The sequence below is a fragment of the Pseudomonas sp. JDS08PS003 genome (assembly GCF_045013505.1).
Classification (GTDB): Bacteria; Pseudomonadota; Gammaproteobacteria; order Pseudomonadales; family Pseudomonadaceae; genus Aquipseudomonas; species Aquipseudomonas protegens_B.
This window is the reverse complement of record NZ_CP120724.1, coordinates 4,978,409-4,992,685: the sequence shown is the minus strand read 5'-3', so window position 1 is coordinate 4,992,685 and position 14,277 is coordinate 4,978,409. Positions and strand designations below refer to the sequence as shown.

The following is a 14,277-nucleotide window of genomic DNA, read 5'->3' as shown; positions in this document are numbered from 1 at the left end:
TCATGGGTTAGCCGGCGATGGCGGGTTGAGGGGCGGGTTTTGCAGGCTTGGCCAGTTTCTGCACCTGTTCCCAGACGCGCAGATAGTTCTCGCCCCAGAGCTTGGCGATCTCGATATCGCTGTAGCCACGCTGGATCAGCTCGGCGGTGACGTTGCGGTTGTCCGCCACGCTCATCCAGCCATTGACGCCGCCGCCCTCGTTGAAATCGGAGCTGATGCCGACGTGGTCGATGCCGACTTTCTTCACTGTGTAATCGATGGCGTCGACATAGTCCTTGAGGCTGGCCTTGGGCTCTTCATCGAGGATGCCGTACAGGGAGCTGGCGTATTCGCCAAAGCGCTGTTCCGGCCAGATGGTGATCACGGCGTCGCCGGGCATCAGTGCGTTCTCCAGGCCTTGCAGCGGCCCGAGGTCGAAGCGCTTGCGCAAGGCATTGAGCTTGTCCAGGGTCGGCTGGCTGAGGGGGCGCAGGTAGGTGGAGAAGCCCACGACCTGGATCACCCCGCCGGTGGCCTTGATCTGTTGCATTTCCTGGTCGCTGAGGTTGCGCGGGATATCCACCAGCGCCCTGGGGGCGGAGTGAGAAGCCACCACCGGTGCCCGGGTCAGGCTCGCAACGTCGTCCAGGGCCTTGCTCGACATCTGCGAGACGTCGATCACCACCCCCAGGTCATTGAGGCGCTGCACGGCCTGTTTGCCGATGGGCGAGAGACCGCCAAGGGCGTCACGGGTGTCATTGAAGAAGGGCAGCGGGCGCGACGAGTCGGCCCATTCGTTGTTGCCGACATAGCTGAAGCCGAACAGGCGCATCCCCCGGGCAGTCCACTGGTCCAGCTGGTCCAGGTCGTCGCCCATGGCGTAGGCGTTGAGCAGGCTGATCACCACCGCCACCTTGCCTTCGGAGGCAATGCGGCGCAGGTCGGCGGGGGTGTAGGCAATCGCGGTCTGGTTGGGGAAGTCACGCACCATGCCCTGGATGATCCGGTAACGGGTCTCGCGCTGGTGGCGGGCTTCCTCGACGAAGCCAGCGGTGGGGCGGTGCGGCGCGTTGGGGCCGTTCCACATTTCCGGCCAGGCCAGAATGCTCAGGGCGGCCCCGGACATGCGGCCGCGACCGGCCTTGACCAGGTCGAACTGGCGAGAGGTGTCCTTGTCCGCTTCGCTGCCTTCGGTGCCGAAATCCAGGGGTACAGTGATGTGGCTGTCGAAGGAAATGATGCGCTCCTGCAGGTCGTTGGCGTGCTTGACGATCTCGTTGGGGTAGGACACCCGGTCCTTCCAGTAGTAGTGCCAGGCCGCGCCGGCACCGACACCGAGGGCGGCGACGATAAGTATCAGCAGGCTCAGATAGAGGGTTTTCTTACCAGATATTTTGATCATTGCTATCCCAGTCGCAGGCGGGCTGATGACGGGGTCGGGCCCTGGGGTTCAGTGCTGCCGGGTCCGACCTTTTGTGCACATCTATCCGCGATAAACGAGCTGGCCGAGAGCAAATTTAGCGTTCCGGGAATCGCTGGCCGGTAAATTTCCCTGCAAATCCAACGTTCTAGCTAGATGCGTGACGCGCCACTGGATAAAGGTAGAGCGATGAGGTTTTCGAGAAGAGGATTTTTGACCGGTCTGGCGGTGACAGGAGCAGCTATCCCTGTGGCGTTCTACACCCAGAAGGAGTTGCTGCGTCAGGATGTTCGTCGCAAGGAAGAGCAGGAGATCACCCCCGGGGAAGCCAAGCTGGAGGTGGCCCTGGACCCTGGCGTGCGCCTTGCCGATCACCTGCGGGGCATCTGGGATATCGAGTTCCTTGACGCCAACGGACCGCAATCCCTGCCTCGTAAAGGGTGTGAGTTGTTGCTGGATGCCGGCCCCGCCGGGCGCGGCTTGCGCGGTGTCCTGGGACGCGCGCAGAGCCTGCGAGGCGATGGCCCGGTGGAGTTCCTGGTGCAGGGCGACCTGGCGTCGGTGGATGCCGCCAAGCTGCGCTGGCGTCTGTTTGCCGGTGGCCGGATATCCGGCGCCCCCAGTCATGAGTGTCAGGTGGTGCTCGACGAGGTCTGGGCCAGTTGGGGCAATGCCGGTAGTGGCACCCTCAGTGGCAGCCTGCAGTCGTTGCAGGCGTCGCCGCTGGCGCCGGTATCCGCGGCGCGTTTTGTAGCGCGCAAGCGGGTCTTTCCTGCCGCCCGGGACCAGAGCGGGTTGAGTCCCGCTTTGCTGGCGTGGCTGGTATCGCCACAGCACCGCCTGTTCCACCAACTCTGGCACGCCTCGCGGGACCGTTGGCACACCCTGCCCAAGGACAAGCGCAACAGTTTGCGAGGGCTCGGCTGGCAGCCGGGCCCGGTCAAGCATGAGCGTGATGCCCGTGGGCGGCGCAAGCATCGCAATGCCTCGGGCATCGACTTTCTGTTCATGCACCGGCACATGTTGCTGCACGCCCGCTCGTTGCAGCCGGACCTGGTGTCCTGGCACCAGTTGCCGCAGCCCTGTGCCCGTCTTGAGCAGGACCGGCAGGCCTTTATCCGCTATTACGAAAACCATGACGGCTGTTCGGTGCCGCCGGCCTGGGTGGCCGACGACGATGAAGAGTTCACCCAATGGCTGCACGGGCTGAAAAGCGATGCGGCGTTCTATGGCAATTTCCAGGTCTGGGAGTCGCAGTACCAGGACCCCGAGTACCTCAGTCGCCTGACCCTGGGCCAGTTCGGGTCCGAGGTCGAGCTGGGCCTGCACGACTGGCTGCATATGCGCTGGGCTGATGTCGCCCGCGATCCTTCCAACGGCATGCCAGTGATGGAAGCTCGCCTGTCCTCGGACTTCGCCGGGCGCTGGTACCAGCCCCAGAACGACTTTCTCGGCGATCCCTTCTCGTCCCACGTGCACCCCATGTTCTGGAAATTCCATGGCTGGATCGATGACCGGATCGACGACTGGTTCCGGGCCCACGAGCGCTACCACCCCGGCGAAGTGTTGCGCCGCGAGGTCAATGGCGTGCCCTGGTTCGCTCCCGGGCGCTGGGTCGAGATCGACGACCCGTGGCTGGGGGCCTCGACCCATGGCTGCGGCCCCCTGGGCAATGCCCCGGGAGAAATGTCCCTGGAGATGGATCAGGAAGTCATGAAGCTGGCCTTGCGCATCGCCCTGAGCCGCGACGAAGAGGTGCCGGACCTGCTCAAGCGGGCACCGCGGCGGCCCTGGTATGCCCAGCACTTGAAGCTGTGAGGCGGGGGATTCAGTTGCTCAGGGCCACTTCGGCGACGAAGCTCAAGAGCCCACTGTATCGGCTGGTTTGCCATTGCCCGCAGCTGTGGTCGAAAAACTCGACCGGCGCCAGGCAGTGCCGGTTATCGATCCTGAACCCGTAGAAGTCACCGCAGCCGTTCTCTGAAAACAGCAGGTGACTGCGGGCGATGGCCGGGTGCGCTCGGTTGATCTCCACCAGGTGGAAATCGCTGCTGCTGTCCAGTGAGTAGAGCGTGCCCAGGGCAAAGTAGCCGCCGCCGCACTCCTTGAGGAACCAGGCGTAATCGGCTGGCAGTTGCAGCCCCAAGGCCTGCTGCGCCTCCAGGATCTGGGCTTGGCTGGCAAGGCGGTCCGACGGTAGTTCGAACCAGATCGGATGGCTGCGCTTGCGCTCGCTCAGCAGTTGCTTGAAGTTCTCAACGTTCATTTTTTGCTCCTTGCGCGGTCAGTCGTCCGCCAGGATGGCCCGGGCGCCGTGCCGCTCCAGTAAGTCCTGCAACGCCTCCAGCTCTGCGGCGGGCGGCGGCTGGCCGGTCACTGCCGCGTAGATCTCATTGAGAATGATGTCCGCGTCCCTGTGGGTGAGCTGCGCCATCAGCTGCGCCAGATTGCGGTCGCACAAGTGCGGGTACAGCAGCACCAGAAGGCGGTTGTAGTCGCGGCTGTCGAGCCCGTCGGGGTAGACCTTGCGCAGCAGGGGCAGCAGGTCTGCCAGTGGATCGCGTGGCGCGTTTTCGAGGGGCATGGGGTTCTGTTGGCGGTGGGGCGGGAGGGGATTCTAAGCGATTTAACGCTCGACCGCTGCGCTGGACGCAGGAGTGGCCGGGCCGGCCACTCCCGCCGTGTCAGTGGCTCCAGCCGCCACCCAGGGCTTTGTACAGGGCGATGCTCGATTGCAGGCGCGACAGCCGCAGTTGCACGTTCTGATCCTGGGCGGTGTACAGGGTGCGCTGGGTTTCCAGGACCGTCAGTAAGTCTTCGGCGCCGGCCTGATAGCGGCTCTGGGCGATCTCGAAGGCGCGCTGCGCCTGGTTCAGCTCTTCGCTCTGCCACTGGCGCTGCTGGTCCAGGCCGCGAATGCTATTGAGGGCTTTTTCCACATCGGCAAAACCATTGATGATCGCCCCGCGATAAGTCTCCAGCAGCTCTTGCTGGCGCGCGGTGGCCCTGTCCCGTTCGGCGCCCAGGCGCCCGTTGTTGAAGATCGGCGCCACTAGGCCGGAGGCGAGGTTGTAGAAGGGGTTGCGCAAGACATCGCCCAGCTTGTCGGAGCCCGTGCCCAGGTTGGCGGTCAGGGTCAGGGTTGGCAGCATTGCCGCTCGCGCCACCTTGACGTCAGCCTGGGCCGCTGCCAGCCGGGCCTCGGCACCGGCGATATCGGGACGGCGGGTCAGCAGTTCGCTGGGCACTCCGGCATCGATGGTCGGCCAGTTCAATTGGGCAAAGGGCTGGTCGCTCAGTTTCAGGCTCTGCACCGGCCGGCCTAGCAGGGCAGCAAGGGTGATCAGGTTTTCTTCAGCCTGTTGCCGAACCAGCGGCACCTGGCGTTGCTGGGCGGCCACCAGGCTCTTTTGCTGGGCCAGTTCCAGGGCGGTGGCCGAGCCGGAGTCGTAGCGGGTCTGCACCAGTTGCAGCACGTTCTGTGCATTGGCCAGGTTGAGTTCGGCGATGCGCATCTGTTCCCGCAGCGACAGCGCCTGGGCATAGCTGTTGGCCACGCCGCTGAGCAGGGTCAGCTCCACGGTGGTCTGATCGAACTCGCTGGCCTGGACTCCGAGCAAGGCGCTGTCGTAGGCGGCGCGGCGGCCGCCCCAGAAGTCGACTTCATAGGTGGCGCTCAGGCCCGCGTCTAACGAGTTCGTGACTTTGCTGTTGTTGCTGGAATCGAGCTGGCTGGAGTTGTTGCCCCGCAGCTGTTTTCTGCGGCTGGCGTTGAAGGTGCCATTGACGCTGGGCAGCAGCGGCGCCCCGGCCACGATGGCACTGGCCTGGGCCTGGCGGACCCGGGCCATGGCTGCGGCCAGGTCGTAGCTGCCGGCCCGGGCTTCGACGATCAGTTGATCCAGCTCCGGGCTGCCGAAACGGGTCCACCAGCGCAGGTCTTGCTGCCGGGCGCCCTGGTTGGCGGGAGAGTGCCAGGACGCCGGTGCTTGCAGGCCACTTTCCGGGCGCGACGTGGGGCTGCTGCAGGCCGCCAGCAAGATGCTGGCGGCCAGGAGGGTCAGGTGCGCTTTCATAGGTCGATCATTCACTGGTAAGGGCCGTGACCGGGTCGAGCCGGGCAGCTTTGCGGGCCGGCATGAAGCCGAAGATGACGCCGGTGACCAGGGCGCAGGCGAAGGCGCCGAGCACTGCGGCCAGGGAGAAGGCCACTGCCACTTCGCTGAGGATCAGGATGCCGCCGATGATCAGGGCCACGCCGATGCCGGCCAGGCCGCCGACCACCGAGAGCATCACCGCTTCGGTGAGGAACTGGCGCAGGATGTCGCGCTGGCGGGCACCGGTGGCCATGCGGATACCGATTTCCCGGGTGCGTTCGCGCACGGTCATAAGCATGATGTTCATCACCCCGATGCCGCCCACCAGCAGCGAGATCGCGGCGATGGCACCGAGCATCAGCGACAGTGTGTTCTGGGTTCGGGCCTCGGCCTGGATCATCGCGGCATTGTTGGTCAGTTCGAAATCGCGCTTGCCGCCGTGCATGCGCAGCATCAGTTCATCGATCTCCTGTTCGGTCTGCTTGACCCGGCTGGCATCGGCGGCGGCAATCGCTACGTACTGCGGGTTGTGGTCGCCGAACAGGCGGATGCTGGCGGCGGAGTAGGGCACGGCGATGCGGTCGTCACTGTCGCTGTCGCCGGAACTGGCGCCTTTTTCCGAGAGTACGCCGACCACCTGGAACGGCACGTTTTCGATGAGGATGTACTGGCCGATGGGGTTGGTCACGTCCTTGAGGAGCTTTTCCCGGACCTTGTGGCCAATCACCGCCACTGCCGCCGCCGAGCGTTCGTCGGCCTCGCTGAAGTAGCTGCCCTGGGCCACGGGCCAGTTGAAGATATCCGGGAAGTTGGTGTCGTTGCCGCCCACGTAGCTCATGTAGTCGGCGTTGCCGAAACGCACCCCGGCCTTGGCGCCGTTGACGGCCATGATGCGTTTCACCTGGGGCAGGTTGGCCAGGGCTGCGACGTCATCGAGGGTGACGATGCCTTCCGGGGTGCGCGGGTTGGGTGAATAGCCGCTCAGGTAGATGATGTTCGAGCCAAAGGCGCCCATCTGCGCCATCACCTGGCGCTTGCTGCCTTCGCCCACTGCCAGCATCACCACCACCGAGGCCACGCCGATGATGATCCCCAGCAGGGTCAGGGCGGTGCGGAAGCGGTTGATCCACATCACCCGCCAGGCGGCCTGGATCGCTTCCAGCAGTTCGCCTTTCCAGGCATCGGTAGGCTCGCTGCCGTCGGCCAGGCGCTGGCGCAGGTCCACCGCCTGCAAGGCGCCGGCATTGGCGCTCAGTTGCACCGACGGGTCCTGGTGGGCGGTGTCGCTGATGATCTCGCCGTCGCGGATCTCGATGATGCGCTTGGCCCGGGCTGCCACTTCACGGTCGTGGGTGATGAGGATCACCACGTGGCCCTGGCTGGCCAGTTCGTCCAGCAGGGTCATGACTTCGGCGCCGCTGTGGCTGTCCAGGGCGCCGGTGGGTTCGTCGGCGAGGATGATGTGGCCGCCGTTCATCAGGGCGCGAGCGATGGACACCCGTTGCTGCTGGCCTCCGGACAGTTGATGCGGGCGGTTGCCGCTGCGACTGGCCAGGCCCAGGCGCTCCAGCAGGGCGGCGGCGCGGGCGTGGCGTTCGGCGGTCGGGGTGCCGGCGTAGATGGCCGGCATCTCGACGTTTTCCTGGGCCGAGGCCGAGGGGATCAGGTGGTAGCCCTGGAACACGAAGCCAAAGGCTTCGCGGCGCAGCCAGGCCAGTTCGTCGCTGTCGAGCTGGGCGACGTTCTCCCCGGCGAACAGGTACTCGCCGGAGGTGGGGCGGTCCAGGCAGCCGAGGATGTTCATCAGGGTCGACTTGCCGGAACCGGAGGCGCCAACGATGGCGACGAATTCCCCGGCGTGGATCGACAGGTCGATGCCCCGCAGGACATCGACTTGCGGGCTGTCGCCGCCGCCGTAGGATTTGCGGATGTCTCTGAGGTCGATCAGCGGAGTCTGCATTCAACCCCCGCTGCTGTTGGCCGGGCCGATCAGCAGGTGATCGCCTTCGTTCAAACCGTCCAGTACCTGGATGCGCAGGCGGTCGCTGATGCCGACTCGGACCTTGCGCTCGTCGATCGAACCGTTCTTGGCCACCACGCGGGCAATCTGCAGGTCCGGTTCAGTACTGCCCTGCAGAGCGGCGATGGGGGCGGTGAGGACATTTTTTGCCTGGTTGGCGACGAAGAACACTTGGGTGGTCATTTCCGCCATCAGCGCGTTGTCGGCGTTGTCCACGTCCAGCAGCACGGTATAGAGCACCACCCGGCCGCTGCCGCTCTTGCTGGTGCTGGTGGGGCTGCCGCTGCCCTGGCTGGTTTCGTTCAGGGGCTTGGGCGGGATCGGCAGGATCTGCCGCACGGTGCTGGTCCAGCGCCGGTTGCCGCCGCTCAAGGTGGTGAAGTAGGCGTGCATGCCGGGTTTGACGTGGCCGATATCGGCTTCCGAGACTTCGGCCCAGACGGTCATGGGCGAGAGTTTGGCGATGCGCAGGATCAACGGCGTCTGCTGCTGGGCGTTGAGGGTCTGGCCTTCGCGGGCGTCCACCGCGACCACGGTGCCGGACATGGGGGCGTAGATGCGCGTATAGCCCAGCTCCGCCTGGTCGCTGCGCAAGCTGGCCTGGGCCTGGCGGATCTGCGCCTTGTACATGTCAATCCGCGCCTGAGTGGCCTTGAGTTCGGCCTGGGCGGTCTGTACGTCTTCTTCGCGAGTGGCGCCGCCGGCCGCCAGGTTCTGTTGGCGCTGGTATTTCTGTCGGGCCAGTTGATTCTGGGCGTACTGCTCTTGCAGCTGGGCTTGCAGGTTCTCGATGGAGAAACGGCTGGCGTCGAGCTTGGCCTGTTGGGTGGAGGGGTCGATTTCCACCAGCAACTGGCCTTCCTTGACCTGGTCGCCGGACTCGACGTGGATCTTGCGGATCTGCCCGGAGGCCTGGGCGCCGACGTCGACATAGCGCCGAGGCTGCAGGGTGCCCAGGGCGGTGACGCTGCTTTCTATATCGCCGCGGCTGACTTGCACCGTCGCGAACTGATCCCGTCCAGGGGGAATGACGGTCCAGGCAGTGATGGCTACAACGGGAATCAAGCAGAGTGCGGCAAGCAGGGCGCGTCGGGTATGTCGGGGACGTTTCATGCAGGGTTCCGGCCAGGGGAAATCGGCCCGTCACAACTGCCGGCCGCACAAGGGGCAGCCAGGCTTGCGGCTGCCGCAGGAACGGCAGAGACGGGGAGCTGTCAGGTAAACGAGATGCCGGGGGGGGAATTTAACTGCCGACACATGGCGTTACAGCTGTCGGAATACTGAAAATAAACCCACCGCGGCACTGCGGTACTTTAAATCTATATGAGAATTACTATAAATTACGCCGCTACTAAACAGCCATCACGAATTACCGGGTGCAATCGGCCATTGCCGGTCTTGCTCAAGGACAGAATCGCCCCAGTGGGCGCTCGGGAGCCCTGTTGGAAAACTACTATCGCGAGCTGATGTGCTTCCTTAACGCCAAGCTGGGCAATCGCCAGGTGGCCGAGGATGTGGTGCACGACGCTTATGTGCGGGTCCTGGAGCGCTCCAGCGATACCCCCATCGAGCAGCCGCGGGCGTTTCTCTATCGTACGGCCCTGAACCTGGTGATCGACGGCCATCGGCGCAATGCCTTGCGCCAGTCCGAGCCCCTGGAGGTGCTGGACAACGAAGAGCGTTACTTCAACCCTTCGCCGCAGACCAGCCTGGATCATGGCCAGCGCCTGGAAATGCTGCAACGGGCCCTGGCCGAGCTGCCCCGGCTGTGTCGCGAGAGCTTCCTGCTGCGCAAGCTCGAAGGCCTGTCTCACCTGCAGATCGCCGAACAGCTGGGGATTTCCCGCAGCCTGGTGGAGAAACACATCGTCAATGCCATGAAGCATTGCCGGTCGCGCCTGCGCCAGTGGGATGCTCAATAACGCGTTGCCGTTGAGACGTATTTAGTTAAATTTTTTTTCATTGTCCTCGTCCCTACTCAACAGACGATCTGCTGTCCTGCATGGGCCAGTCGGGTCACCGTGACACTTTATCCCCCGCGTTGAGGCGGTTTATCCAGAGGACACTGGAAATGACACAGGCAATTGCATCGGCCCACGTTCACGATTTGATCGGTATCGGTTTCGGCCCCTCGAACCTGGCGCTGGCCATTGCGCTGGAAGAGCGCGGGCAGGAGCACGGTCCGCTGGACGCGCTGTTCCTCGACAAGCAGGCTGACTATCGCTGGCACGGCAATACCCTGGTAACCCAGAGCGAACTGCAGATTTCCTTCCTCAAGGACCTGGTGACCCTGCGCAACCCCACCAGCCCCTATTCCTTCGTCAACTACCTCAAGCACCACGGGCGCCTGGTGGACTTCATCAACCTGGGCACCTTCTATCCGTGCCGCATGGAGTTCAACGACTACCTGCGCTGGGTGGCCGGGCACTTCCAGGAACACAGCCGTTACGGCGAAGAAGTGCTGGCCATCGAGCCGGTGCTGCACAACCAGCAGGTCGAGGCGTTGCGGGTGATTTCCCGGGATGCCCAGGGCAGCGAACTGGTGCGCACCACCCGTTCGGTGGTGGTCAGTGCCGGCGGCACGGCGCGGATTCCGGAAACCTTCAAGGGGCTCAAGGGCGATGCGCGGGTGTTCCACCATTCCCAGTACCTGGAACGCATGGCCAGCCAGCCCTGTGTCAGTGGCAAGCCGATGAATATCGCCATCATCGGCGGCGGGCAGAGCGCGGCAGAAGCCTTCATCGACCTCAACGACAGTTTCCCTTCGGTGCAGGCCGACATCATCATGCGCGGTTCGGCACTCAAGCCGGCGGATGACAGCCCTTTCGTCAACGAAGTGTTCTCCCCGGCCTTCACCGACCTGGTGTTCCAGCAGACTGGCAGCGAGCGCGAGCGCCTGGTCAGCGAGTACCAAAACACCAACTACTCGGTGGTGGACATCGACCTGATCGAGCGGATCTACGGGATCTTCTATCGGCAGAAGGTTTCCGGCATCGCGCGCCACACCTTCCGCACCATGACCACGGTGGAGAAGGCCACCGCCACCGATCTGGGCATCGAGCTTACCCTGCGCAACAGTGCCAGCGGCGAGCGCGAAGTGCGTCACTACGATGCTGTGGTCCTGGCCACCGGCTACGAGCGGCAGATGCACCGCCAGCTGCTGGCGCCTCTGCAGGAATACCTGGGCGACTTCGAAGTGGACCGCAACTATCGCGTGATCACCGACGAGCGCTGCAAGGCCGGTATCTACATGCAGGGCTTCAGTCAGGCCAGTCATGGCTTGAGCGACACCTTGCTGTCGGTACTGCCGATTCGTGCCCAGGAGATTGCCGAGTCGCTGTACGAACATGGCAAGACCCGCGGTCACAGCCGCTCGGTACGCGACCTGCTGCTGGCCACCGCCAGCTGATCAGCGGCAAGGCATTTTTGCGCACATCTTCGCCGGCAAGCCGGCTCCTACGGTTGTCAGTGACAGTGTGGGGAGCCGTAGGCATCGGCTTGCCGGCGAAGGCGTTCCTGAACCTTGGCTGAAGAACTTTTCGATTCCCTCTGTCAGGGTTTTTCCCAGGTTTACTCTGCAAATAGTGCGGCGTAAGCTGCGCGCGTTTTCAATCAGTGGAGGCCCAGTGTGGGTACTTGTTCGAGTGACAGGAGTCGGCCGGTTTCAGTAACCGGCGCAGTCCCGGCAAGATAACGCGCAGCCTGTTCCTGCCGTTGTCTCGCCGTCCAGCGAGATGCGGCATCCCGATCGCGAACCTCTGCGGTTCGCTTCCCGACGTCACTTCCTGGCGACTTCTATTTTCCCTTCGACCCGGCCGGTTGCCGTGTCGTGGTGGCACCGACGCGCAGGTCCCGGACCTGCGGATCAGGCTTGCGTGGAGGATTTCTCCCTCCGGCACGCCCGGTCGTACCTGCCTGCGGTTTTCCCTACGCCGTTGCTGCAGGAGTCATCACCATGAAGCTCACCCTGTTGAAAGAGTTCTTTGCCGGCTTCCTGCGGACCCGGCATTTCGCCCGGCACTTCCGCCGCCTGGCCCTGTTGGATAGCTTCAATGACGCCAGTGTCAGCCGCGAGGTGCCGCCGACCCTGGCGCAAACCCTGGTGACCGCGGCCAACAGCGATGCTGCGCAACTGCTGGACCAGCTTGGCAGCCACACCGATGGCCTGAGCACCGAAGAAGCCGATGCCTTGCGTGAGCGTCACGGCCTCAACGAGGTCGAGCACGAGCAGGCGCTGCCCTGGTGGATTCACCTGTGGCACTGCTACAAGAACCCTTTCAACCTGCTGCTGACCCTGTTGGCAGTGATTTCCTGGCTGACCGAGGACATGAAGGCAGCCACGGTGATCTTCTCCATGGTGGTGCTGTCGACCCTGCTGCGTTTCTGGCAGGAGGCCAAGTCCAACAAGGCCGCCGATGCTCTCAAGGCCATGGTCAGCAACACCGCCACGGTGATGCGCCCAGGGTCGGCGCCCCAGGCTGCGCCGATGCTCGACCGCCTGTTGGGAGCTGCCGCCGAGGCCAGGGGCGCCCAGCGCATCGAGCTACCGATCAAGCAGTTGGTGCCCGGCGACCTGATCGTGCTCTCGGCCGGTGACATGATCCCCGCCGACTGCCGGGTACTCAGCGCCAAGGATCTGTTCGTCAGCCAGGCGGCGATGACTGGTGAATCCATGCCGGTGGAGAAGTTTCCCCGCCAGCAGGACGCCGACACCCGCAACCCTCTGGACCTGGACAACATTCTGTTCATGGGCACCAACGTGGTCTCCGGTTCGGCCACGGCAGTGATCCTGACCACCGGCAACAGCACCTATTTCGGCGCCCTGGCCCAGCGGGTCAGCGCCACCGACCGCGCGCCCACCTCGTTCCAGAGCGGGGTCAACAAGGTCAGCTGGCTGCTGATCCGCTTCATGTTCGTCATGGCGCCCCTGGTGTTGTTCATCAACGGCTTCACCAAGGGCGACTGGATGGAAGCGTTGCTGTTCGCCCTGTCCATCGCCGTGGGCCTGACCCCGGAAATGCTGCCGATGATCGTCACCTCGACCCTGGCCAAGGGGGCGGTGTTCCTGTCGCGCAAGAAGGTCATCGTCAAGCGTCTGGACGCCATCCAGAACTTCGGCGCCATGGACGTGCTGTGCACCGACAAGACCGGCACCCTGACCCAGGACAAGATCTTCCTGGCGCGGCACGTGGATGTCTGGGGCGAGGATTCCGATGACGTGCTGGAAATGGCCTACCTCAACAGCTACTACCAGACCGGGCTGAAAAACCTGCTGGACGTCGCGGTGCTGGAGCACGTCGAGGTCCACCGGGAACTGAAGGTCGGCACCGCCTTCCAGAAGGTCGACGAGATCCCGTTCGATTTCACCCGTCGGCGCATGTCTGTGGTGGTGGCGGAACAGGACCGGCCACATCTGCTGATCTGCAAGGGCGCGGTGGAAGAGGTGCTGGCGGTGTGCCGCAACGTGCGCCATGGCGAGGCCGAAGAAGCCTTGACCGACAGCCTGCTGGCACGGATTCGCCAGGTCACCGCCGATCTCAACGAAGAGGGCCTGCGGGTGGTGGCGGTGGCCGCGCGGCCGATGCTTGAAGGTCGCGACACCTACAGCCTGGCGGACGAGTGCGAACTGACCCTGATCGGCTACGTGGCCTTTCTCGATCCACCCAAGGAAAGCACCGCTCCGGCCCTCAAGGCCCTGGCCGAGCATGGGGTGGCGGTCAAGGTGCTGACCGGCGACAACGAACTGGTAACGGCGAAGATCTGCCGCGAAGTGGGCCTGGAGCAGCAGGGCCTGCTGATGGGCAACGACATCGAACGCATGAGCGACGAGCAACTGGCCAAGGCGGTGGAAACCACCAACGTCTTCGCCAAGCTGACCCCGACCCACAAGGAACGCATCGTTCGCTTGCTCAAGGCCAACGGCCATGTGGTGGGCTTCATGGGCGACGGCATCAACGATGCCCCGGCGCTGCGTACCGCTGATATCGGTATTTCCGTGGACAGCGCGGTGGACATCGCCAAGGAAGCGGCGGACATCATCCTCCTGGAAAAGAGCCTGATGGTGCTGGAGGAGGGCGTGCTGGAAGGGCGCCGGACCTTCGCCAACATGCTCAAGTACATCAAGATGACCGCCAGCTCGAACTTCGGCAACGTGTTCTCGGTATTGGTGGCCAGTGCCTTCATCCCGTTCCTGCCGATGCTGCCGATGCACCTGCTGGTGCAGAACCTGCTGTACGACATTTCCCAGATCGCCATTCCTTTCGATAACGTTGACGAGGAGATGCTGAAGAAACCCCAGCGCTGGCAGCCGGCGGATGTGGGGCGCTTCATGGTGTTCTTCGGGCCCATCAGCTCGATCTTCGACATCAGCACCTTTGCCTTGATGTGGTACGTGTTCGACGCCAACACCCCGGATCACCAGACCCTGTTCCAGTCCGGCTGGTTCGTGGTGGGGCTGCTGACCCAGACCCTGATCGTGCACATGATCCGCACGCCGAAGATTCCGTTCCTGCAAAGCCGCGCGGCCACGCCGTTGCTGGTGATGACCGGGATCATCATGGCGGTGGGGATCTTCCTGCCGATGGGCCCGCTGGCGCACTACTTCAAATTGCAGGCGTTGCCGTCGCTGTACTTTGTGTTCCTGCCGCTGATCCTGCTGGCCTACATGGCCCTGACCCAGGCAGTGAAGGGCTACTACGTCCGCCGTTTTGGCTGGCAGTAATGCTGCCCCTGTAGGAGCCAGCTCGCTGGCGAAGGCTTTC

10 protein-coding genes are annotated in these 14,277 nt (G+C 63.9%); 4 read left to right on the top strand and 6 right to left on the bottom strand.

Annotated elements, in window-relative coordinates; genetic code table 11:
• Positions 1-7: 7 nt before the first annotated feature.
• Complete coding sequence (pvdM, locus tag P7C00_RS22100; RefSeq protein ID WP_404937370.1) at positions 8-1,381, bottom strand: pyoverdine-tailoring dipeptidase-like protein PvdM; 1,374 nt, start codon at positions 1,379-1,381, stop codon at positions 8-10.
• Positions 1,382-1,588: 207 nt separating this feature from the next.
• Here pvdM and P7C00_RS22095 point away from each other — a divergent pair, with 207 nt between their 5' ends.
• On the top strand, positions 1,589-3,217 hold the full coding sequence (locus tag P7C00_RS22095) for a twin-arginine translocation signal domain-containing protein (RefSeq protein ID WP_404937369.1): 1,629 nt from the start codon (positions 1,589-1,591) through the stop codon (positions 3,215-3,217).
• A gap of 10 nt (positions 3,218-3,227) precedes the next feature.
• On the opposite strand, the gene P7C00_RS22090 is transcribed toward P7C00_RS22095, so the two are convergent.
• The 5 genes from P7C00_RS22090 to P7C00_RS22070 form a co-directional block, all read right to left on the bottom strand.
• Positions 3,228-3,665 (bottom strand): SMI1/KNR4 family protein, encoded by a 438-nt coding sequence (locus P7C00_RS22090; protein WP_404937368.1) that lies wholly within the window; start codon positions 3,663-3,665, stop codon positions 3,228-3,230.
• A gap of 18 nt (positions 3,666-3,683) precedes the next feature.
• Positions 3,684-3,983 carry a hypothetical protein gene (locus P7C00_RS22085; protein ID WP_404937367.1) on the bottom strand — a complete coding sequence of 100 codons (300 nt, stop codon included), beginning with the start codon at positions 3,981-3,983 and terminating at the stop codon, positions 3,684-3,686.
• Between the two features lie 100 nt (positions 3,984-4,083).
• Positions 4,084-5,475 (bottom strand): efflux transporter outer membrane subunit, encoded by a 1,392-nt coding sequence (locus P7C00_RS22080; protein ID WP_404937366.1) that lies wholly within the window; start codon positions 5,473-5,475, stop codon positions 4,084-4,086.
• Positions 5,476-5,482: 7 nt separating this feature from the next.
• Positions 5,483-7,456: a MacB family efflux pump subunit gene (locus P7C00_RS22075; protein ID WP_404937365.1), complete on the bottom strand. Its 1,974-nt coding sequence runs from the start codon at positions 7,454-7,456 to the stop codon at positions 5,483-5,485.
• Positions 7,457-8,629 (bottom strand): efflux RND transporter periplasmic adaptor subunit, encoded by a 1,173-nt coding sequence (locus P7C00_RS22070; RefSeq protein WP_346636145.1) that lies wholly within the window; start codon positions 8,627-8,629, stop codon positions 7,457-7,459. It abuts the gene before it with no gap.
• A 326-nt stretch (positions 8,630-8,955) separates the two neighbouring features.
• Between P7C00_RS22070 and P7C00_RS22065 the strand changes: the two genes are divergently transcribed.
• The 3 genes from P7C00_RS22065 to mgtA all read left to right on the top strand — a co-directional run bounded on the left by P7C00_RS22065 (position 8,956) and on the right by mgtA (position 14,237).
• The gene (locus tag P7C00_RS22065; protein ID WP_404940066.1) at positions 8,956-9,438 is read left to right on the top strand and encodes a sigma-70 family RNA polymerase sigma factor; all 483 of its coding nucleotides are present in this window, start codon (positions 8,956-8,958) and stop codon (positions 9,436-9,438) included.
• A 149-nt stretch (positions 9,439-9,587) separates the two neighbouring features.
• Complete coding sequence (locus P7C00_RS22060) at positions 9,588-10,925, top strand: lysine N(6)-hydroxylase/L-ornithine N(5)-oxygenase family protein (protein WP_404937364.1); 1,338 nt, start codon at positions 9,588-9,590, stop codon at positions 10,923-10,925.
• Positions 10,926-11,471: 546 nt separating this feature from the next.
• On the top strand, positions 11,472-14,237 hold the full coding sequence (gene mgtA, locus P7C00_RS22055; protein ID WP_404937363.1) for a magnesium-translocating P-type ATPase: 2,766 nt from the start codon (positions 11,472-11,474) through the stop codon (positions 14,235-14,237).
• The last annotated feature ends 40 nt before the right edge of the window (positions 14,238-14,277 follow it).

Bases quoted from the DNA above. Each gene is read 5' to 3' on its own strand.
- pvdM (WP_404937370.1), bottom strand. From the start codon at position 1,381: ATGATCAAAATATCTGGTAAGAAAACCCTCTATCTGAGCCTGCTGATA.
- P7C00_RS22095 (WP_404937369.1), top strand. From the start codon at position 1,589: ATGAGGTTTTCGAGAAGAGGATTTTTGACCGGTCTGGCGGTGACAGGA.
- P7C00_RS22090 (WP_404937368.1), bottom strand. From the start codon at position 3,665: ATGAACGTTGAGAACTTCAAGCAACTGCTGAGCGAGCGCAAGCGCAGC.
- P7C00_RS22085 (WP_404937367.1), bottom strand. From the start codon at position 3,983: ATGCCCCTCGAAAACGCGCCACGCGATCCACTGGCAGACCTGCTGCCC.
- P7C00_RS22080 (WP_404937366.1), bottom strand. From the start codon at position 5,475: ATGAAAGCGCACCTGACCCTCCTGGCCGCCAGCATCTTGCTGGCGGCC.
- P7C00_RS22075 (WP_404937365.1), bottom strand. From the start codon at position 7,456: ATGCAGACTCCGCTGATCGACCTCAGAGACATCCGCAAATCCTACGGC.
- P7C00_RS22070 (WP_346636145.1), bottom strand. From the start codon at position 8,629: ATGAAACGTCCCCGACATACCCGACGCGCCCTGCTTGCCGCACTCTGC.
- P7C00_RS22060 (WP_404937364.1), top strand. From the start codon at position 9,588: ATGACACAGGCAATTGCATCGGCCCACGTTCACGATTTGATCGGTATC.
- mgtA (WP_404937363.1), top strand. From the start codon at position 11,472: ATGAAGCTCACCCTGTTGAAAGAGTTCTTTGCCGGCTTCCTGCGGACC.